The 18,990-nt window shown below is 68.4% G+C and carries 18 protein-coding genes; 6 read left to right on the plus strand and 12 right to left on the minus strand.

The annotated features are described in order from the left end of the window. Window positions 1-5 precede the first annotated feature (5 nt). From G1H11_RS04300 to G1H11_RS04310, 3 genes are read right to left on the minus strand one after another with little or no spacing between them, the layout of a single operon-like run. On the minus strand, window positions 6-1,145 hold the full coding sequence (locus G1H11_RS04300; RefSeq protein WP_163816392.1) for a hypothetical protein: 1,140 nt from the start codon (window positions 1,143-1,145) through the stop codon (window positions 6-8). Window positions 1,146-1,185: 40 nt separating this feature from the next. Further along, window positions 1,186-2,115: an o-succinylbenzoate synthase gene (locus tag G1H11_RS04305; protein WP_163817049.1), complete on the minus strand. Its 930-nt coding sequence runs from the start codon at window positions 2,113-2,115 to the stop codon at window positions 1,186-1,188. Between the two features lie 58 nt (window positions 2,116-2,173). Then, complete coding sequence (locus G1H11_RS04310; RefSeq protein ID WP_163816394.1) at window positions 2,174-2,710, minus strand: hypothetical protein; 537 nt, start codon at window positions 2,708-2,710, stop codon at window positions 2,174-2,176. A gap of 173 nt (window positions 2,711-2,883) precedes the next feature. Between G1H11_RS04310 and G1H11_RS04315 the strand changes: the two genes are divergently transcribed. The 3 genes from G1H11_RS04315 (at window position 2,884) to G1H11_RS04325 (ending at window position 6,052) form a co-directional block, all read left to right on the plus strand. Then, on the plus strand, window positions 2,884-3,783 hold the full coding sequence (locus G1H11_RS04315; protein WP_163816396.1) for a 1,4-dihydroxy-2-naphthoyl-CoA synthase: 900 nt from the start codon (window positions 2,884-2,886) through the stop codon (window positions 3,781-3,783). Between the two features lie 95 nt (window positions 3,784-3,878). Further along, the gene (menE, locus tag G1H11_RS04320; RefSeq protein ID WP_216843435.1) at window positions 3,879-5,177 is read left to right on the plus strand and encodes an o-succinylbenzoate--CoA ligase; all 1,299 of its coding nucleotides are present in this window, start codon (window positions 3,879-3,881) and stop codon (window positions 5,175-5,177) included. Further along, a complete protein-coding gene (locus G1H11_RS04325) occupies window positions 5,177-6,052 on the plus strand; it encodes a 1,4-dihydroxy-2-naphthoate polyprenyltransferase (RefSeq protein WP_163816398.1) in 876 nt (291 codons plus the stop codon). Before menE ends, G1H11_RS04325 begins: the two co-directional genes overlap by 1 nt. A gap of 20 nt (window positions 6,053-6,072) precedes the next feature. On the opposite strand, the gene G1H11_RS04330 is transcribed toward G1H11_RS04325, so the two are convergent. Then, entirely contained in the window at window positions 6,073-6,426 is a 354-nt protein-coding gene (locus G1H11_RS04330) for a DUF4229 domain-containing protein (RefSeq protein ID WP_163816400.1), read from the minus strand. Window positions 6,427-6,514: 88 nt separating this feature from the next. Between G1H11_RS04330 and G1H11_RS04335 the strand changes: the two genes are divergently transcribed. Both G1H11_RS04335 and G1H11_RS04340 read left to right on the plus strand, forming a co-directional pair. Beyond that, window positions 6,515-7,543, plus strand: coding sequence for a TIGR03560 family F420-dependent LLM class oxidoreductase (locus G1H11_RS04335; RefSeq protein ID WP_163817053.1), 1,029 nt, complete (start codon window positions 6,515-6,517; stop codon window positions 7,541-7,543). A 158-nt stretch (window positions 7,544-7,701) separates the two neighbouring features. Continuing rightward, window positions 7,702-8,175: a PLD nuclease N-terminal domain-containing protein gene (locus tag G1H11_RS04340; RefSeq protein ID WP_216843437.1), complete on the plus strand. Its 474-nt coding sequence runs from the start codon at window positions 7,702-7,704 to the stop codon at window positions 8,173-8,175. A 35-nt stretch (window positions 8,176-8,210) separates the two neighbouring features. Here the strand turns inward: G1H11_RS04340 and ccsB are convergent, their stop codons facing one another. The 8 genes from ccsB to G1H11_RS04380 all read right to left on the minus strand — a co-directional run bounded on the left by ccsB (window position 8,211) and on the right by G1H11_RS04380 (window position 16,486). Next, the gene (gene ccsB, locus G1H11_RS04345; protein ID WP_163816402.1) at window positions 8,211-9,230 is read right to left on the minus strand and encodes a c-type cytochrome biogenesis protein CcsB; all 1,020 of its coding nucleotides are present in this window, start codon (window positions 9,228-9,230) and stop codon (window positions 8,211-8,213) included. After that, complete coding sequence (gene resB, locus G1H11_RS04350) at window positions 9,230-10,900, minus strand: cytochrome c biogenesis protein ResB (protein WP_163816404.1); 1,671 nt, start codon at window positions 10,898-10,900, stop codon at window positions 9,230-9,232. Before resB ends, ccsB begins: the two co-directional genes overlap by 1 nt. Further along, on the minus strand, window positions 10,897-11,643 hold the full coding sequence (locus G1H11_RS04355; RefSeq protein WP_163816406.1) for a cytochrome c biogenesis CcdA family protein: 747 nt from the start codon (window positions 11,641-11,643) through the stop codon (window positions 10,897-10,899). Before G1H11_RS04355 ends, resB begins: the two co-directional genes overlap by 4 nt. A 2-nt stretch (window positions 11,644-11,645) precedes the next feature. After that, the gene (locus tag G1H11_RS04360) at window positions 11,646-12,245 is read right to left on the minus strand and encodes a TlpA family protein disulfide reductase (RefSeq protein WP_163816408.1); all 600 of its coding nucleotides are present in this window, start codon (window positions 12,243-12,245) and stop codon (window positions 11,646-11,648) included. Further along, complete coding sequence (locus G1H11_RS04365) at window positions 12,245-12,889, minus strand: histidine phosphatase family protein (protein ID WP_163816410.1); 645 nt, start codon at window positions 12,887-12,889, stop codon at window positions 12,245-12,247. The genes G1H11_RS04360 and G1H11_RS04365 overlap by 1 nt, the downstream gene beginning before the upstream one ends. A 73-nt stretch (window positions 12,890-12,962) precedes the next feature. Then, a complete protein-coding gene (gene hemL / locus G1H11_RS04370; protein WP_163816412.1) occupies window positions 12,963-14,282 on the minus strand; it encodes a glutamate-1-semialdehyde 2,1-aminomutase in 1,320 nt (439 codons plus the stop codon). Between the two features lie 312 nt (window positions 14,283-14,594). Next, on the minus strand, window positions 14,595-16,037 hold the full coding sequence (locus G1H11_RS04375; RefSeq protein WP_163816414.1) for a catalase: 1,443 nt from the start codon (window positions 16,035-16,037) through the stop codon (window positions 14,595-14,597). Then, on the minus strand, window positions 16,034-16,486 hold the full coding sequence (locus G1H11_RS04380) for a Fur family transcriptional regulator (RefSeq protein ID WP_163816416.1): 453 nt from the start codon (window positions 16,484-16,486) through the stop codon (window positions 16,034-16,036). The genes G1H11_RS04375 and G1H11_RS04380 overlap by 4 nt, the downstream gene beginning before the upstream one ends. A 132-nt stretch (window positions 16,487-16,618) precedes the next feature. On the opposite strand from G1H11_RS04380, the gene G1H11_RS04385 reads away from it, so the two are divergent. After that, on the plus strand, window positions 16,619-18,967 hold the full coding sequence (locus G1H11_RS04385; protein ID WP_163816418.1) for a hypothetical protein: 2,349 nt from the start codon (window positions 16,619-16,621) through the stop codon (window positions 18,965-18,967). Window positions 18,968-18,990 lie beyond the last annotated feature (23 nt).

Raw genomic sequence — 18,990 nt, forward strand, 5'->3', positions numbered from 1 at the left:
CCGGCTCAGTCGATCTTCCGCAACCAGGTGAAGCCGGTGTTGCTGCCTTGGCACGTCTGCAGGATGACGTCACATGCGTCGCCGCAAGCCCAGTTCGACGCGGCGCCCAGAGCCGAGCCCCGGCCCGGCGCGATGGTCCGGTCGACGACTTCGTAGATGCCGGCCTCGCGGCCCTCGAGCTCGACGACGGTGCCCATCGGCATTGCGTTCCACCACGCGTTGCCCAGGTAGTCATGGGCGACGACGAAAGTGTCGACGGTTACGGGCGCGTAATGGCAGGCGGCGCCATAGGGCAGGTTGTCGATGTCCGTGCCGTTCTGGCACGTGCTGACCGGGATGGTGCGGACGTCGGCACCGATCACGACGGCATCGTCGCTCTCCACCGCTTCGAATCGGCTGCCGCCGGGGTACACGAACCGGAAGCGGTCACCGATGCTCGCGTCGATCTCCAGCTCGGCTGTGCTGTCCGCCCCGGTGGTCACCGTGGACACCGGCTCCCACTCGTCGTCGACGAGCCGCTGGAGCTCGAGTTCGCCGACGATCGCCACGCCGCCCTTCGTCGTCCACGTCGCGGTGATCTCCGCGGCGTCGTCACCAGCGGGTGCGGCGGTGGCCGTAATCCAGGACTCCATCAGCTCGCCGGAGACCACGGCAACGTCGTTGGACGACGTGGCCTCGACCGTGTCTCCGCCGCCATAGGCAAGGCGGTAGATGCCCGAGCGGCCCACCTCGAGTTCCGTCTCACCTCCGGCCGCCCCGATGTCCAGGTCCGCCACCGTGGTCCAGGACTCGCCGTCGAGTTGTTGCAGATCGACCGTGCCGACGATTGTCTGGGCGCCGTCCGCTGTCCATGTCGCTGAGAAGGGCACCTCGTCCCAGCCGTTGGCCTCCTCCGGCGCCGACAGGACGAGGCCTTCGTCGCCGGGCTCTTCCGGTTCGGCGTATACCGCCTCGGCAGGCTGGTCGTCGACAGGTGACGGTTCGGCGATCACGGACTTCTCCACGCTCGCGGTGACCTTCGCCCGGAGCTCGCCTGCCTCGTCAGCACTGCTGGCGCCGCCCAGCAGCGCGAACCCCGCGGCCGCAGCGAGCGCGGCGGCACCTGTACCGGCAAGCAGACGAGACCACATGCGTCTATCTTCCATGATCGCTCCGCCCACTATCCACGCCAGGGGTGACACTTGTTCAGACGATCCGAGCTATCCGGAGGTTCCACCAAGCTCGAGTCTCCTCGCCGGCCGCGTTGGCCCGCAGGGCAGCCGGGGCCGGTGCCGGTCGGCGCACCGGAAGCGCACCGTCGATCGCCACCAGCGGATCCGCGACGACGTCCCTGGAGAGCAGGCTCACGGTCGCCAAGCCACACGCGTACGGCAGATCCGGCAGCGCCGCGGCGAGCGCGATGCCGGCAGCGATACCGACCGATGTCTCCAGCGCGCTCGAAACGACGACCGGCAGCCCGATGTCTTCCGCGATCCGCAGGCACGCCCGGACGCCGCCCAGCGGCTGGACCTTCAGCACCGCGATGTCCGCCGCCTCGAGGCGGGCGACACGCATCGGATCACCCGCGCGGCGGATCGACTCGTCTGCGGCGATAGGCACAGGCACCCGGCGGCGGACCGCGGCCAGCTCTTCCACGTCCCGGCACGGCTGCTCGGCGTATTCGAGCCCGCCCGCTGCCCGGTCGTAGCGGGGCAGGAGCGTCGTCGCGGTATCCACGTCCCAGCTGCCGTTCGCATCGATCCGGATCGCCCCGCCGGGACCCAGAACGTCGCGCACGGCGCGTAAGCGCTCTTCATCCTGAGCGGATGTCTGATCCGGCGCGCCGACCTTGACCTTGGCCGTGGAGCAGCCCGGGAACCGGGCAAGGACGCCGGCCACTTGCTCCGGCTCTACCGCCGGCACAGTCGCATTCACGGGGACACGATCCCTGACCGGCTCAGGCCAGCCGACATCGGCGGCCTCTCGAGCAGCGCGCCACCATGCCGCTGCCTCGGTGTCGTCGTACTCCTTGAACGGCGAGAACTCGGCCCAGCCCGCCGCGCCTTCGAGCAGGACGCCTTCGCGGACGTCGATCTCCCGGAAACGGGATCTCAGTGGAATGGAGTAGACGTGCATCGCCACGAATCCTACGGTCCCAGCATTCGTCTGCGCGTGTGCCGGATACGGGACGGAGTCAGCCAAGGTCGATCGAGTCGACGAGCTGGCTGAAGTACTCGTCCCCTGTCGATCGATTGTCCTGCTCGGTGGAGACCATCGGCTGCAGCACGTGGTCGTCGAGCAGGATGAGCTGGAACACCGCGACGAAATCGTCCTGGAAAATGACCTCCGCCTCGACGCCGTCGTACCCATCCACCGTGATGGGCTCCCTGCTGGCGATCTCACCCTCGATGGCGGCGGCAGTACCCTCCAGGCCCGCCTCCAGGTCGTATGTTCCGCCATCCAGGTCGAGCACATTGAACCCCATCTCGACGCCCTCCCGGACCACGAAATAGGACCGCGTCGTCATGGTGCCGCCGTCGGACGTGGGCGCCTCCTGCTCCTGCGGGTCCACGTTCTCCGGCATCGCCACCGCGATACCGGAAGACTCGTCGTCGATCATGGTCCAGCCCTCCGGGGTGTCGTCACCTGATCCGCAGCCGGCGAGGAGCAGGCTGACCAGGGCGGCCGAGGACAGCGCCGTGGTGGACAGAGAGGGACGAGCGAAACGCATCGAGATGAGCCTTCCGACAGTCGAGAGAAGTACTGGTGCTTTCACTGCCGGACCCTACTGGAACATGGCACCGGCCAGGGTCCTCAACGCGGTGATCGGCACAGCCGGTCCAGATCCGTGCTGCTCCGGGGTGGCGCAGGCGGACCACCGGCGTGGCCCGTACAGTGACCGGTGTGACCAGCACACCCTTCGACCCCGATCGGTGGCGCCCTGTGGAGGGCTTCGACTTCACCGACATCACGTATCACCGCCACGTCGCCGGCGCGCACGACCAGGGAACGGTTCGGGTAGCGTTCGACCGGCCCGAGGTCCGCAACGCGTTCCGGCCACATACGGTCGACGAGCTGTACCGTGCCCTCGACCACGCCCGGATGACACCCGACGTGGGCTGCGTGCTGCTGACCGGCAACGGACCGTCCCCGAAAGACGGCGGCTGGGCCTTCTGCTCCGGCGGTGACCAGCGGGTACGTGGGCGAGACGGATACCGGTACGCCGCATCGCCCGACGATCCGGCCCGCGCAGGCCGCCTGCACATCCTCGAAGTGCAGCGGCTGATCCGGACGATGCCGAAGGTCGTCGTCGCCGTCGTCCCCGGATGGGCGGCCGGCGGTGGCCACAGCCTGCACGTCGTGTGCGACCTCACCCTCGCCAGCGCCGAGTACGGACGGTTCAAGCAGACCGACGCCGACGTCGGGTCGTTCGACGGTGGCTACGGCTCGGCGTACCTGGCTCGCCAGGTTGGACAGAAGTTCGCCCGGGAGATCTTCTTCCTCGGGGACGAGTACTCCGCCGCCGACGCCCATCGAATGGGGATGGTCAACGCCGTGGTTCCGCACGCGGAGCTGGAGGACGTGGCGCTCGAGTGGGCTGCGCGCATCAACGGCAAGAGCCCCACCGCCCAGCGCATGCTCAAGTTCGCGTTCAATGCGATAGACGACGGCATGGTGGGGCAGCAGGTCTTCGCGGGTGAGGCGACCCGGCTGGCATATATGACGGAGGAGGCCGTCGAGGGCCGCGACGCGTTCCTCGAGAAGCGCCCGCCGGACTGGTCGCGTTTCCCCTGGTATTACTGACTGCGCCATCTGCTGCTAAATGATCATGTAAACCATGTTTTCTCGTGCTTCACCAGGCCTGCAGACCTGGTATCGCACGAAAAAACATGGTTTACATGATCATTTGGCAGCGGGCGGTGGTGGCGGCGAAGGTGACGGACGGCGGGAACCTCTCTAAGCTGGACTACGCGATGCAGAGATCGACTCCCGTGACGACCACGTCTGCGACACGTTCACTCCAAGTGATCGACGTGCCGCTGACTCCCGCCGTCGTTCCCCGGCTCTTTCCCGCCGTCACCGCGGCACTGGAGGGCGGCCACGCACTGCTGCCCATTCCGACGCATCCGGAGCCGGTACGCGAGCAGCTGCTGGACGCTCTGCGTCCGGACGAACCGGCAGAGGACGACGCCGCCCTGATCGTCCCCACCTCCGGCTCCACGGGCGAACCCAAGGGAGTCCTGCTCAGCGCCGATGCGATTCAGGCATCCGCCACCGCCAGCGTGCGGCGGCTCGGCGGTCCGGGCCGCTGGCTGCTCGCCCTACCGGCCACGCACGTCGCCGGGCTCATGGTCCTGGCCCGCTCGTACGTCGCGGGCACCCAGCCGGTGGCGCTCGACCTGTCGCAGGGCTTCGATCCCGAGCTGTTCGCCGCGGCGTCGGTGCGCTTGTTCGGCTCCGGCTCTGGACGCCGCTACACCGCCTTGGTCGCGCGCCAGCTCGCCGCCCTGCTCGACGGCGGTGACGCCGCGGTCGCGGCCCTTTCCGGATACGATGCCGTCCTGGTCGGCGGTTCGGCCATCAGCTCTGAACTGCTGGACCGTGCCAGGTCAGCCGGAATCCCTGTCGTGACCACATACGGCACCACCGAGACCTGCGGCGGTTGTGTGTACGACGGCCGCCCTCTGGACGACGTCGAGCTCGCCGTCGACGACGACGGCCGCGTCCGGCTGCGTGGGCCGATGCTGGCCAGCGGATATCGGCTCCGCCCCGAATTGAGCACCGAGACGTTCGTCGACGGCTGGTACGTCACCACGGACATCGGCCACTACAAGGCCGACGGCACCGTCGAGGTGGTCGGCCGGGTCGACGACGTCGCGGTCTCCGGCGGGGTGAACGTTCCGCTGGCCGCCGTGGATCGCGTGGTGGCGACGCACCCGGCGGTGCGCGAGGCGCTGGCCGTCGCAGTCACGGACCCGGAGTGGGGGCAACGCGTCATCGCGGCTGTCGTAGCGGAGGACACCGACCAGCCACCACGGCTCGAGTCCGTCCGCGCCCATGTGATGCGGCAGGCTCCTGCCGCATACGCTCCGAAAGATCTGGTGCAGCTGGATTCGCTGCCCACCCTGCCCAGCGGAAAGCCGGATCGCCGCGCGCTTGCCCGGCAGCTGGCTACCAACCAAAACACCGAGGTCTGATGGCGACGTCTACCCAGTGGGTGCAGGGCACCCGCCCGCGGACGCTGCCCGCGGCCGTCTCGCCCGTTCTCGTCGGCACCGGGGCGGCGGCCGCCGCCGGGTCGGTGCACATCGGGCGTGCGCTGCTCGCACTCGCCGTCGCCGTCGCGCTGCAGATCGGCGTGAACTTCGCGAACGACTACTCCGACGGCGTCCGGGGGACCGACGACGACCGGGTCGGCCCGTTCCGGCTCGTCGGCTCCGGCGCGGTTCGCGCGGCCACGGTGAAAGCCGCGGCCTGGGTCTCCTTCGGTGTGGCCGCGCTGTGCGGCCTCGTCCTCGTGGTGCTTACAGCCGAGTGGTGGCTGCTCGCGGTGGGTGCCGCCGCCGTCGCGGCCGCGTGGTATTACACAGGTGGATCCCGGCCATACGGCTATCGGGGGATGGGCGAGCTCTCCGTCTTCGTCTTCTTCGGGCTGGTCGCCGTCGGTGGGACGACGTTCGTCCAGACCGGACAGATCAGCGCTTCGTCGGTGCTCGCGGGGGCGGCCGTCGGCAGCAGCGCATGTGCCCTGCTGCTGGTCAACAACATCCGTGACGCCCCGAAGGACGCGGGAGCGGGTAAGCGCACGCTGGCCGTCTTCCTCGGCCAGCAACGCAGTCGCCTGCTCTACGCCGGACTGATGACGGCGCCGTTCGTTCTGGCGCTGCCGATGATCGTCACCGCTGATCCGTGGGTGGCGCTGGCACTGCTGGCTATCCCGATGACCGCGCGAGTCACCGTGCCGGTCCTCCGCGGCGACGAGGGTCCGGCACTCATACCCGCGCTGCAGGGCACAAGCTTCACCGGATTGCTGTTCGCGAGCCTGCTCACCGTGGGGCTGTTCCTCAGCTGACACCCTGGCTGGCGGTCAATTCACGGAGATGACGGATGGCCGTCTTCCTTGGGGCCCGGGCCCTGTTCAGCCCCGTGCCGGCCACCGGGACCGGAACGGGGCACGTCGTCGGCCTCCGCCCTTCGCTGGGCCTCATCCCATGCGTCCTCGGCAGCCGTGCGGTGCTGGAGGCGCTGGTTGATGGTGGCCAGCCGCCGGTCCAGGGTGGCGGAGACCTGGTCCCGGCTGGCACGCAGGACGAAGATGCTGACCAGGCCGGACACGAAGACGGCGACGAACAGCAGCCAGAACCCGCGGAATCCGAGCAGCCAGGCCAGCGAGCCCACGACCACGAGGATCAGGGCCCTGAGGAGGGTGTAACGCAGAACAGCCATGGTGATATCCAGGGTACGTCGTGGGTCACCACCCTGTGGACCCAGGCAAGCGTGAGACGAGCCGGCACGTAAGTTGGACGGCATGACTATGCGCTTCGGGCTCTTCATTCCGCAAGGCTGGCGACTAGACCTCGTCGGTATCGAACCAGCTGAACACTGGGATGCCATGATGCGGGTGGCTGAGCATGCAGATCAAGGCACCACGTTCGAGTCGATCTGGGTATACGACCACTTCCACACCACCCCCGTGCCCACCGACCAGGCGACCCACGAGGCATGGACCCTGATGGCCGCGCTCGGGGCGTCGACCGAGCGGGTCCGGCTGGGTCAGATGTGTACGTGCATGGCGTACCGCAACCCGGCGTACCTGGCCAAAGTTGCCGCGACGGTGGACATCGTCTCCGGCGGACGCACCGAGATGGGCATCGGCGCCGGCTGGTACGAGCACGAGTGGCGAGCGTACGGCTACGGGTTCCCCCGTGCGGGTGAGCGGCTGGCGATGCTGGACGAGGGCGTGCAGATCATGCGTCAGCTCTGGAACAGCGGCACCGCCACGCTGGACGGCAAGCACTACACGGTCGACGGCGCCATCTGCCGGCCGCTGCCATTGCAGGATGAGGGCATTCCGCTGTGGATCGCCGGCGGCGGGGAGAAGGTCACGCTGCGTATCGCGGCCAAGCATGCCCGTGGCGGTGATGTCGTCGACGGTGCCAGCTACACGCGGTATACGAACTTCGGCGGCAGCGACGTCGAGCAGTTCACGCACAAATCCGAGGTGCTGGCCCAGCATTGCCGCGAGCTGGGAACCGACTTCGACTCGATCACTCGCTCGGCGAACATCACTACCGTCCTCGGCGAGACGGAGTCCGATGTCGAGGACAAACTGACTCAGCTCGCCGAGGCCCATCGTCCGTTCGTTGCCGAAGGTGAGATCCAGAGCACACTCACGAATCTTCGCAACAGCCCCACGGTGGGCACACCCGCGCAGGTCACCGAGGCGCTGGCCACGATGAGAGACGCCGGAATGACGTATGCGGTCTGTTACTTCTTCGACGCCGCTCATGACCTTGGCAGCGTCGAGTTGTTCGAGCGCGAGGTGGCTCCGGCGCTCCTCTAGGTGTATCCGGTCCATCCACGTCCGGCCCGCTCGTCGTTCGGCTTCGGGAGCGAGGCCGGACCAGCGAAACAGCTACCAGTTGCCCGCAGTGGGCGTGGGAGGGTATCTAGCTTAGGCTGGGTGGGTAAGAAGCTTGAGTTCAACGAGGAGGTCCCGTAGTGGCCCGCGTATTGCCGGTGGTCGTGGCGCTCATTCTGGCTGTCTACGCGCTCATCGACTGCCTGCAGACGGACTCCGCCAGGATCCGGTCGTTGAACAAGCCTGCGTGGATGGCCATCATCTTGCTGATCCCGGTGGTCGGGCCCATTCTGTGGCTGGTCACCGGGAAGCCGGGCGCCCAGCCCAGGCCGAGACCCGCCGCGCCCAAGGCTGCACCCCTCCCGCCTGACGACAACCCCGAGTTCCTCCGCGAGCTACGCAATCTGGATGACGAGCACGAGAAGCTGCTGAACGAGTGGGAAGAGAGCTTGCGGCGCCGCGAAGAGGAGTACCGCAAGCAGCACCCCGACCCCAATGTGCCGGACCCCGGGGCCGGCGCTCCGGACGAGAAGAAGAAGCCCAAGCGGGAGGACGGCGGCGCCGAGGAAGAGCTGCGCAAACGCGGCGACGGCGGCGACGACGACGCCCGCTGACAGGCGCCCCGGGCCACGAGGACTCCCGCTGGACCTCAGAGGCCGCCGTAGACGTGCATGCCGCCGAAGAAGATGTTGACTCCGAAGTAGCTGAACAGCGCGGTGGCGAATCCGATCAGTCCGACCACCGAGGCCTTGGACCCCTTCCAGCCAGCGGTAGCGCGGGCGTGGAGGTAGGCGGCATACACAAGCCAGGTGATCAGCGCCCACACCTCCTTGGGGTCCCAGTCCCAGTAGCGACCCCACGAGACCTCGGCCCAGATGGCCCCGAGAATCAGTGGGCCCACGGTCCAAATCGGAAAGCCGATGGCTGTCAGCCGGTATCCCAGCCGGTCGAGGGTCGACGACGCCGGTAGCGACGCCGCGAACCCGGTGACCTGCCCCCTGCGCCCGGCGCGTTCGGCGATGATCTGCATCGCCTGGACGACCGCCGCCACGGTGAAGAGCCCAAAGGCGACCACGGCGCAGCCGACATGCACGATCAGCCAGTACGACTGCAGCGCAGGCACCAGCGGACCAGGCGGCACATACAACAACGTCACGGCGAGACCGAGGGTGATGAACACGATCAGGGAGCCCCAGGCCGTCACGATCCGCCCAGCGGCGGTGCGACCCAGATAGATGAAGGCGATCGAGGCGACCAGGCCGGCTGTGATGGAGAACTCGTGCATGTTGCCCCACGGGAACCGGCCGGTGCCGACCCCGCGCATCACCACACCCACGGCCAGCACCACGGTGGCCACTACCAGGCAGGCGCGCCCCGCCCGGCCGCGGCTGTCGGCCTGCTCGGCCAGCTGCCGCACCTGCGCCGTTCCGCCTTCTTCGCGGGGCCGGGCGTCGTCGCCCGCTTCCTGCGCCGTACGAGCGGTGACCGACGTCTCCGCCGACACGGCGGCGAGTTCGCCCGAGCGCACCCCACCAACGTTCGCTGCCTCGGTGCGCAGCCGGGTCCGCAGACCCATCTCCGAGCTGAAGCCGAGCCAGGCCCCGAGATAGACGAAGAGAGCGGCGCCGACCACGTACCGGCTCCACTCGGCAATCGCGTCGAGATCCATCAGGTCTCCTGCCGTTTCTCACCTGTGTTGACTCTGCGCCGAACCGCGTCGAGGACCTCCTCGACCTCGTCGCCGAGGTTTCCGCCCTCGGAACGATGCAACCCTGCGGCTTCGACCACGGTACGCCCGTCGCCGGCGGCGGTGACACGCACCCATACCCTGCGACGGCGCACGTAGAGCGAACCAGCCAGGCCGGCTACCGCGAGCACGGCTCCCAATAGGGCGATCTCTTTGCCCGAGTTCCGCGAAACCTGCAGGTTCACCCAGGTGACGTACCCGTCGAAAGTGACGAAACCGCTGCCGCCGGGCAGTTCCGCGGTCTCACCGGGGGTGAGGACGGCCGCGAACGGCTGGCCGTCGTCCTCGAACTGTTCCAGGTTCTCCTGGTTCAAGCGGTAGATCGACTGCGGCGTGCCGTCGTCGATCCCGAGGTCACCGTAGAACGCGGTGATGTACAGCTCGGGCTGCCGTGGCTCCGGGAAGATGGAACGCATGCCCGTGCCGTCGACATAGGCGGTCGGCAGGAAGAGGCCCTCCAGCCCGATGTCCGGCCCTGCCTCGTCCGCCACCGGCACCTTGAGGACACCCGTCGAGGTGAAATTGTCGTCCTGCGGCAGGAACGGCACCGGCCCCTCGGCCAGGACCTCACCCGCTGCGTCGCGGACGGTGATGGCTGGCGCGTAGCCGGGGTTGAGGATGTGGACGAGTGTGCCGTTCACGTTGAGCGGCTCGTTGACCCGGATGGAGTGTTCCTCGGGTTCGGCGCCGGGTTCGCGGACAAGACTCACCGTCGCCTCGTAGTCTTCCGGCAGACCGATGTGGGGGCCGGCGTCGATGAAGTCCATCGAGAACCTCTCGACCCGCAGCGAGAACGGCGGCAGGTCGATGGGGTCGAACATCGTCCCGGAAGACAGGTTGTCGTACTGGACCACCGAGTTCGCGAAGCCGTTGCCTTCCGGAACGAGCACCGTGCCGCGGTAGCCGAACAAGCCGCCGAGCGCCACCGCGAGCAGGACCACCACCAGCGAAAGGTGGAAGACCAGGTTGCCGGTCTCCCGCAGATGGCCCGCCTCGGCGGAGACCGCGTCGTCGCCCTCGCGCATTTCAGCGACCCGGAACCGCCGGCGTCGCAGTTCCGCGTGGGCGGCGTCGAGGACCTCCCCGGGAGGTGCGGTCACGGTGGCCGTCCGGTGCACGGGCATCCGGGCCAGCCGGCTCGGGGTGCGCGGAGGCTGTGCTCGCATCGCCTTCCAGTGGTGCCACGAGCGGGGCAGGATGCAGCCCACCAGCGACACCAGCAGAGCCAGATAGATCGCCGCGAACCAGGGCGCCGAGTAGACGTCGAACAGGCTCAGCCGGTCATACCAGTCCGCCAGGCCGGGATTGCGCGCCCGGAAGTCCCTGACCTCGAGCGGGTCGACGCCGGACTGGGGGATGACAGAACCAGGGATGGCTGCCATGGCCAGCAGGAACAGCAAAATGAGCGCCACGCGCATCGACGTGAACTGACGCCACGCCCAGCGGGCGAACTCCACGGTGTTCAGTGCCGGTGGGCGCTTCTGCTCGCCGCTGCTCACCTGGCCGGGGACCAGCCGCCCTTCCGGGCCGCGGTCCGCGGGATCGGGACCCTGTTCAGCACCGGTGGACACGGTGCCGCGCCGGCTTGTCATACCGCCACCTCGAACCCGCTGATCCAGCCCTGCATGTGCGCCATGAGCTCACCCCACAACCCGGTGACAAGCAGAAGCCCGACAACCACGAGCATCGCTCCGCCGAAACGGACCAGCGCGACCTGATGCCGGCGCAGCCAGGCGAACGTCGTCATGGAGCGGCGATACGCCAGCGCGGCGAGCAAGAACGGCAGCCCCAGCCCGACGGTGTACATGAAAGAGAGCAACGCTCCTCGTGCGGCATTGGCCTCGTCGAAGGCAAGAAACTGCACAGCCGCGAGGGTGGGGCCCATGCACGGCGTCCATCCGAGGCCGAACACGACCCCGAGGGCCGGGGCTCCGGCCAGTCCGACGGCAGGCTTGGCCTGCGTCTTCCATTGCCTGGTCAGCCCGGGAAGCCAGCCTGCGAAGGCCAGCCCCAGGCCGATGGTCACCACCCCCATCACCCGGGTGATCACGTCGGCATGCTGACGCAACGTGCTCCCCAGGCCGCCGAAGAGCAGCCCGTAGGAGACGAATACGAGCCCGAAGCCGAGGATGAACAAGCTGACGCCGAGGACAAGCCGGCCACGGCTGCCACGGGACAGCTCGGAGCCGGAGAGTCCGGTCACGTAGCCGAGATAGCCCGGAACGAGCGGCAGTACGCACGGGGACAGGAACGACACCAGTCCGGCGAGCACGGCCACGGGGATCGCCAGCAGCAGCGACCCCGACAGCACCGTCTCACCGAACGTCGTTCCCATCGCTACCCGCCGCTGGAGTCTTCAGCGGCGATGTCCGACACCAAGTCACGCAGCGAGGCCCGCCCGATCGGGCCGAGCACCCGCGCGGCCATCCGGCCCTCCCGGTCGATGACGAGGGTACTGGGAATCGCCTGGGGTGGAAGCGTCGCGCGGAAGGCGAGCAGCGCCTGACCATCGGGATCGAACACGCTCGGATAGGTGATGCCGAACTCCCGCTCGAACGCCAGTGCCGCGGTCTCGGTCTGGCCGTCGCGGGTGTTGACGCCGATGAAGCGCACGCCGTCGTCGGCCAGCTCTTCGTGCACAGCTTGCAGGTCCGGCGCTTCCTTACGGCACGGCGGGCACCAGGAGCCCCAGACGTTGATCACGACGACGTCACCCTGAGCCTCAGCCAGCTCGAAAGTACCGCCGTCGGCCAGCAACTCGCCGCCGAAATCCGGCGCGGGCTCTCGCTCTTCCGGCGGGATGATGCTCACGACGCCGTCGCCCTCGATGTAGCCGATGTTGTCGGCGTCCCCGTCTCGGGTCACCTGACCGTCAGAACAGCCGGCCAGGCCGAGAAGCAGCAGCGACGCCGCCAGCAACCTCTTCCCGGCGTTCATCACGCCCCTGCCGTGAACGACGTGCCCGACTCTGGCAACAGGTCGGCCGCGGGCTCGCTGTACGCGACGGAGACGATCGAGGCACCGTCGTAGGTGAAGGTGGTGAGGCTGGCCAGCGCGCATTCGCGTCTGCGCGGATCGTGCCAGAGCCGGCGGCCCTCAATGGCGGACCGGACCGTCCAGATGGGCAGCTGATGGGAGACGAGGAGCGCCTCATGCCCCTCGGCCTCATTCCGGGCGCGGTCCATCGCCGCTCGCATCCGCGCCGCGATCTCCAGGTACGGCTCGCCCCAGGACGGGCGGAAGGGGTTGCGCAGCTGTCGCCAGTGCCGGGGCTTGCGCAACGAGCCGTCTCCGACGCCGAACGTCAGCCCCTCGAAGTTGTTGGAAGCCTCAATGAGGTCCTCGTCGAGCCGCGGGGTGAGCCCGAGCGCGGCGGCTATGGGCGCGACGGTCTCGACAGCCCGTTCGAGCGGGCTAGTGACCAGTGCGACGATATCCCGGTCAGCCACCACTTCGGCGACCCGCTCGGCCATCGCCGTGCCACGTTCGGAGAGGTGGTAGCCGGACAGGCGCCCATACAGCACCTTGCCCGGATTGTGCACCTCGCCGTGGCGCAGCAGGTGAATCTTCGTGGTCGCCATGAACCCCTCACTCGTCCTGTCCCATGATCATCGACCGATCGGCTGTCTCATGACCCAGCTGATTCCTTGAAGATCACGGGGTCGTTCGCTCCGTTGTCTTCGCCGCGGCCTCGGCGGCGGCGGGCAGCGCGTCCGCGATTCGCGCCAGTGCGTCGTCGTCGTGCGCCGAGCTGACGAACCATGCTTCGAACGCCGACGGGGGCAGGTAGACCCCGCCTTCCAGCATCCGGGTGAAGAACGCCGCATACCGGCGGGTATCCGTGCGCTGCGCCGTCTCGAAGTCGCTGACGGTCTCGCCTGGATCGACGAAAAACACGGTGAACAAGTTCCCCGCGAACTGCAGCAGATGGGGGACGCCGGCCGCGTCCAGCGCTTCCCGCACGAGGCCGCCGATGGCGTGGACTGTCCGGTTCAGGTGGGCGTAGACGGCGTCGTCGGCCAGCCGCAATGTGGTGAGGCCGGCCGTCGTCGCCACCGGGTTTCCGGCCAGGGTTCCCGCCTGGTACACGGGGCCGGCGGGTGCCAGCTGCGCCATGACCTCGGCGCGCCCGCCGAAGGCGGCCGCGGGGAAGCCCCCACCCATGACCTTGCCGAACGTGGTCAGGTCGGCGGCCACCCCGTCCAGGCCGTACCACCCGGATCGAGAGACCCGGAATCCGGTCATCACCTCGTCGAGGATGAGCAGGGCGCCGTGGGCGCGGGTGGTCTCGCGGAGGTAGGCGTTGAAGCCTTCAGCCGGCGGCACCGCTCCCATGTTGCCGGCGGCGGCCTCGGCGATGACACATGCGATGGAGTCGCCGTGTTCGGCGAAGGCTGCTTTGACCGCTTCCGGGTCGTTGTACGGCAGGACGATGGTGTCGGCGGCGCTGGCCTGGGTGACGCCAGGGGTACCCGGCAGGCCCAGGGTGGCCACACCGCTTCCCGCGGACGCCAGCAGGGCGTCGACGTGGCCGTGGTAGTGGCCCGCGAACTTGACCACCTTGCTCCGGCCCGTGTAGCCGCGGGCCAGCCGGACGGCGCTCATGGTCGCTTCGGTTCCACTGGTGACGAGGCGGACCTGCTCCACGCTGGTGCGGGAGATGATCTCCTCGGCGAGCTCGACCTCGGGCCGGGTGGGCGTGCCGTAGGAGACCCCTCGAGCCACCTGAGCCTGGACGGCGCCGACAACTGCAGGGTGGGCGTGCCCGAGGATCATCGGCCCCCACGAGCACACGAGGTCGACGTATTCCCGCCCGTCGGCGTCGTAGATGTAGGGGCCGCTGGCCCGCTCGATGAACCGAGGCGTACCGCCGACGGCCTTGAACGCCCGCACCGGCGAGTTGACGCCACCGGGGGTGACTGCCCGGGCACGGTCGAATAGTTCAGCACTGCGGGGAGCGTCGTCGTTGCTCACTGCCTCATTCTCGCAACCGCCTCATGGCCGCCCGCACTCCCCCCACCCCGAGTTGGCCACCTGATCTCCGTTCTCTCACCTGATCTTTTGCACGACGACGATCAGGTGACCTCATACCCGTGGTGGAACGGTACTTGTGCATCTGATCGCGTCCCACATGCTGGACTCGAAATGATCAGGTGACCTCATGCTGCGGAACAGGCCCACTGCGCCATCTGATCCACATCGACACAGCGCGCCGGCAGGCAGACGACGGGCAGACACCGGGAGCCGGCAAGAACGCCGGCGCCAGTGTCCGCCCGCCTGGCACGATCAGCTCGCGAGCGCCTCTTCGACACGCTTGCCGAGCATTTCGTCCACGTTGCGCCAGTACGCGAACACGCGCTGGCGGAGCTCGTCGGAGGTGACCTCGCTGACGTGCCCGGCGATGTTGTTCACCAGCCGGTCCCGCGCTGCGTCGTCGAGCACCTCGCGTACGAGCGTGCCGGCCTGGACGAAGTCGTCGTCCTCCGAGTGCAGCGTGGCGGCGGCCCGGACGAGCTCACCGTCGGACTCCCAGCCGGCGTCGCCCACCAGCGACGGATCGGCAGCCGGGCCGCCGTGGCTGTTCGGCGCGTAGACGGGCCGGTCCGGTGAGTTCCACGAGTACCGCATCCCGCCGTCCTTGGAGTACGAGTTGACCTCGGACTTCGGGGCATTCACCGGAAGCTGCGCGTAGTTGGTGCCGATCCGGTACCGGTGCGCGTCGGCGTAGGAGAAGATCCGGCCCAGCAGCATCTTGTCCGGGCTGGCGGCGATGCCGGGCACGAAGTTGCTCGGCTCGAACGCGGCCTGCTCGATCTGCGCGAAGTAGTTCTCCGGATTGCGGTCCAACCGCAGGGTGCCGACCTTGATGAGCGGGTAGTCGCCCTTCGGCCAGACCTTGGTGAGGTCGAACGGGTTGAACCGGTAGTCCGCGGCATCGGCGTACGGCATCACCTGGACGTGCACCGTCCAGCTGGGAGCGTCACCGCGCTCGATGGCGGTGTACAGGTCACGGATGTGGTAATCGGCGTCCTCTCCCGCGATCCGGTCGGCGTCGGCCTGGGTGAGGAACTCGTGCCCCTGGTCGGTACGGAAGTGGTACTTGACCCAGAAGCGCTCGCCGGCGGCATTGATCCACTGGTACGTGTGCGAGCCGAAGCCGTCCATGTTCCGCCAGCTGCGCGGAAGCCCGCGGTCACCCATGAGCCAGGTCACCTGGTGGGCGCTCTCCGGGGAGAGCGTCCAGAAGTCCCACTGCATGTTGTGGTCACGCAGGTTGGAGCCCGGCAGTCGCTTCTGGGACCGGATGAAGTCGGGGAACTTGATGGTGTCGCGAAGGAAGAAGACCGGCGTGTTGTTGCCGACGAGGTCGTAGTTGCCTTCACTCGTGTAGAACTTCAGCGCGAAGCCGCGGGGGTCACGCCAGGTGTCGGGGCTGCCCTGCTCTCCTGCCACGGACGAGAACCGCGCGACGGCCTCGGTCCGGGCGCCTGGCTGGAAGAGCGCCGCCTTGGTGAACTGGCTGACGTCCTCGGTCACCTCCAGCACGCCGAACGCGCCGCCGCCCTTGGCGTGCACGACACGCTCCGGAACGCGCTCCCGGTTGAACTGGGCAAGCTTCTCCACCAGATAGTGGTCGTGGAGGACGATCGGTCCGTTCGGGCCTACGGTCAGCGAGTGCGCGTCGCTGCCGACGGGAGCGCCGGAATTGGACGTGGTAGGTGGTGTCACGCGTTCTCCTTGTTCATTTCGTCGGTACAGGTGGGGCAGAGACCCCAGAACGTGACCTCGGCTTCGTCGATGGTGAAGCCGTGCCGCGGTTCCGGGATCAGACAGGGGACGGCCGCTCCAGAACACTCGACGTCGACGACGACGCCGCACGAACGACAGACCAGGTGGTGATGGTTGTCGCCGACGCGGGTCTCGTAGAGCGCCGGGGAACCGGCCGGCTCGATGCGACGCAGGAGGCCGGCATCGGTCAGGGCATGGAGCACGTCGTAGACGGCTTGCGTGGAGACCGTGCCGAGCGACGCCCGCACATGCCTGGCCACGGTGTCCGCGTCCGCATGCGGCTCTGTCTCGAGTGCGTTCAGTACGCCCAGCCTGGGAGCGGTGACCCTCAGGCCGGCCGCACGCAGACGCTCCTCGGGCGTGGAATGTTCCGCGACCTGAGCAGGCATGACATTGATCATCGCGTCTTTTCTGGAATCAGTCAACTTTACGAGCCACTCCATTGTCTTGCACTGTCAGTGCCGGCGGCGACAATGGCCGTGGCACGGGCCGCGCAATGCCAGTGATCATGGGAACATGGGATGGTGCGCGACGACGCGAGTCTCGACACGAGCCTGGACGGCAGCACTGAACTGCGAGTTCACGGCGTCAGCGGTACGCCTCCCGAGACCGTCCTGGACCATCCGCTGCTCAAGCGCGTGGCCGGCGACGAGCGGGCCGGTTTCTACCGGCGCTGGTATCCGGGCGGCCGGTCCGCCGACCTGACCGAGAGCCGCCGGCTCGAGGCGTACGGCTGGGGCAATCTGACCTCCGGACCGGCTGCCCGCGCGGCGTGGCTCATGCTGCTGCCGTTCATGCTGGTCAATCTGGCCCATTGGATGCTCCCCGCGATTCCGGCCGGTGCCGGACGACTCGTGAGCGTTGCGGGCCGGGCCTCAGCAACCTTGCTCAGGCTCTTCGGTGTGGTCCTGAGCATCACGTTGGTGCTCACGGCAGTGCAGGCCGCCATGGACGTCGCCGGATGGCAGTGCGCCGGGCATTGGCGGTGCGGTTCGTCGTCGCCGGTAACCGCCGCACTTACCGACGGCTGGCTCTCCGAACCCGGACGCCGGGTGGTCGTCTCCGGGCTCGTGCCGATGCTCGTCGTACTGGGTATCGCCATGCTCGGCCGGAAACCTCTACGCCGGTCCACATCGGTGCCGGAGGTGCCGGTGGCCACGGAGCGGGACCGCCCGATGACGCATGCCGCCTTCTGGAAGGGCAACCCGGGCCTGCCCGCCTTGCGCTCGGCTCACGTGGCGGCCGCCACCGCGTTGCTGGCTGCCACCATCGCCTGGCCCGCGACCACGCTCGCCGCTTCGGGCCCCCTGCGCGTGGTGGGTGTGGCGATCTGTATCGCCGCCCTCGCCACGCTGGCCACCGCCGTGGTCGCGGTGGCTGTCGAGGGTATCGCAGGGCGTGGGGCACATCACTCGCTCCTGGCCCGGGCCGCACGTTCGGTCGCGACGGTGCTCCTGATCCTCGGGGTCGCGTTCTCCCTGTGGGATCACGGGGCGTGGGAATCCGCCGGGAGGCTGCCGGGTACGCGTGCCGCGATACTCGTGACGTTCGTCGTCGGGATCGTCATCCTTGCCTTGCTCACCGCGACAGTGGCTGTCCAGCGGCCATGGAGCCAAGGCCGAGGAGGGTTCCGGGTGAGCATGCGAGGGCTCGGCGCGCCCGCAGTCGCCGTCGTCGCCTATCTCATCGCCGGAGGCTTCTCCGCCGGCCTGACGTACCGAGTCACCGACCTGCTCGGTTACCCGGTACTGAGCCAAGCGACGGCGAATGCGCAACGCGCGTCGCTGAACCTGGTCATCGCGGACGAATCCTTGCCGTTCGCCACCCGGCAGGCGGCGTGGTCCGCGGACATTCCGTTGGTACTGCCGCCGTCCTTCGCCTGGGCCGGCGCCGCTGCGGCCGTGATCTTCGCCGCCATTCTGGTGATCGTCGCCTTGGTGGCGCTCGGCGTCGCCCGTCGAATCGGCCCAGTGGCGGACGTGGTCGCCGCGGAACACAATGCCGCCGCGACGGAGACAGCGAACCCAGCCGACCCGCCCGCGCCGGCCAAGCCAGCCGATCCAGCCGTGCGCCGGGTGGCGCTCGTCGTCGCCCTCGCGTCGCTGACCGACGGAGCCGGCCGAATCGTCGGACGGGTCGTCCTCGTGGCGGGATTGGTTCTGCTCGCCGGGCTGGCCGTCTACGTGGGCGGAGCCGACAACTGGCGGCTCATCGAGGAGCCGCCACTGTCCACACTCACCGCCTTCGGCACGTGGTTCATGGGCGCGTTCGCGCTCGGCCTGATCGGACTGGCCTGGAGCAGCGCCCGCAAGCCAGCGCTCCGGCGCACCGTGGGCATCCTGTGGGACATCGGCAGCTTCTGGCCCCGGGCCGCGCATCCTCTCGCGCCGCCCTCCTACGGCGAGCGAGCGGTTCCCGACCTCGTCGAACGGATCACCGCGCTGAACTCCCACGACGAGTCGCGCGTCGTGCTGTCCGGGCACTCGCAAGGATCCATACTCGCCGTGGCGACGGTCCTGCAGCTGCCTGCCGGCACTGCTCGCCACGTCCACCTCGTCACCCACGGATCACCGGCACGACGACTGTATGCGCGCCATTTCCCCGCCTATGTCGACGAGCGCACGTTGCGCGCGCTGATCCACGATCTCGGGAGCTGGCGGAACCTGTACCGGGACACCGACCCAATCGGCGCCTGGATCCTGGATCCACCCCGCGCCCCCGACCCGGCGGTCGACCGCCGGCTCCTCGATCCGCCGACGCTCGACGCCCCCATCGCCGGACACGGCGAATACTGGCTCGACCCCCGCTACGTCGAGGAGCTCACGACGCTCACCACCTCAGTCCAGCCAGGTCACAACGATCACGAGTAGCGTTACGGACGCCCATGGACGGG

The organism is Phytoactinopolyspora alkaliphila (assembly GCF_010550695.1).
In the GTDB taxonomy this organism is placed as follows: Bacteria; Actinomycetota; Actinomycetes; order Jiangellales; family Jiangellaceae; genus Phytoactinopolyspora; species Phytoactinopolyspora alkaliphila.

Bases quoted from the DNA above. Each gene is read 5' to 3' on its own strand.
- G1H11_RS04300 (WP_163816392.1), bottom strand. From the start codon at position 1,145: ATGGAAGATAGACGCATGTGGTCTCGTCTGCTTGCCGGTACAGGTGCC.
- G1H11_RS04305 (WP_163817049.1), bottom strand. From the start codon at position 2,115: ATGCACGTCTACTCCATTCCACTGAGATCCCGTTTCCGGGAGATCGAC.
- G1H11_RS04365 (WP_163816410.1), bottom strand. From the start codon at position 12,889: ATGGCGACCACGAAGATTCACCTGCTGCGCCACGGCGAGGTGCACAAT.
- resB (WP_163816404.1), bottom strand. From the start codon at position 10,900: ATGACAAGCCGGCGCGGCACCGTGTCCACCGGTGCTGAACAGGGTCCC.
- G1H11_RS04330 (WP_163816400.1), bottom strand. From the start codon at position 6,426: ATGGCTGTTCTGCGTTACACCCTCCTCAGGGCCCTGATCCTCGTGGTC.
- G1H11_RS04385 (WP_163816418.1), top strand. From the start codon at position 16,619: ATGGTGCGCGACGACGCGAGTCTCGACACGAGCCTGGACGGCAGCACT.
- G1H11_RS04310 (WP_163816394.1), bottom strand. From the start codon at position 2,710: ATGCGTTTCGCTCGTCCCTCTCTGTCCACCACGGCGCTGTCCTCGGCC.
- G1H11_RS04380 (WP_163816416.1), bottom strand. From the start codon at position 16,486: ATGCCTGCTCAGGTCGCGGAACATTCCACGCCCGAGGAGCGTCTGCGT.
- G1H11_RS04355 (WP_163816406.1), bottom strand. From the start codon at position 11,643: ATGGGAACGACGTTCGGTGAGACGGTGCTGTCGGGGTCGCTGCTGCTG.
- G1H11_RS04335 (WP_163817053.1), top strand. From the start codon at position 6,515: ATGCGCTTCGGGCTCTTCATTCCGCAAGGCTGGCGACTAGACCTCGTC.
- ccsB (WP_163816402.1), bottom strand. From the start codon at position 9,230: ATGGATCTCGACGCGATTGCCGAGTGGAGCCGGTACGTGGTCGGCGCC.
- G1H11_RS04325 (WP_163816398.1), top strand. From the start codon at position 5,177: ATGGCGACGTCTACCCAGTGGGTGCAGGGCACCCGCCCGCGGACGCTG.
- G1H11_RS04360 (WP_163816408.1), bottom strand. From the start codon at position 12,245: ATGAACGCCGGGAAGAGGTTGCTGGCGGCGTCGCTGCTGCTTCTCGGC.
- menE (WP_216843435.1), top strand. From the start codon at position 3,879: ATGATCATTTGGCAGCGGGCGGTGGTGGCGGCGAAGGTGACGGACGGC.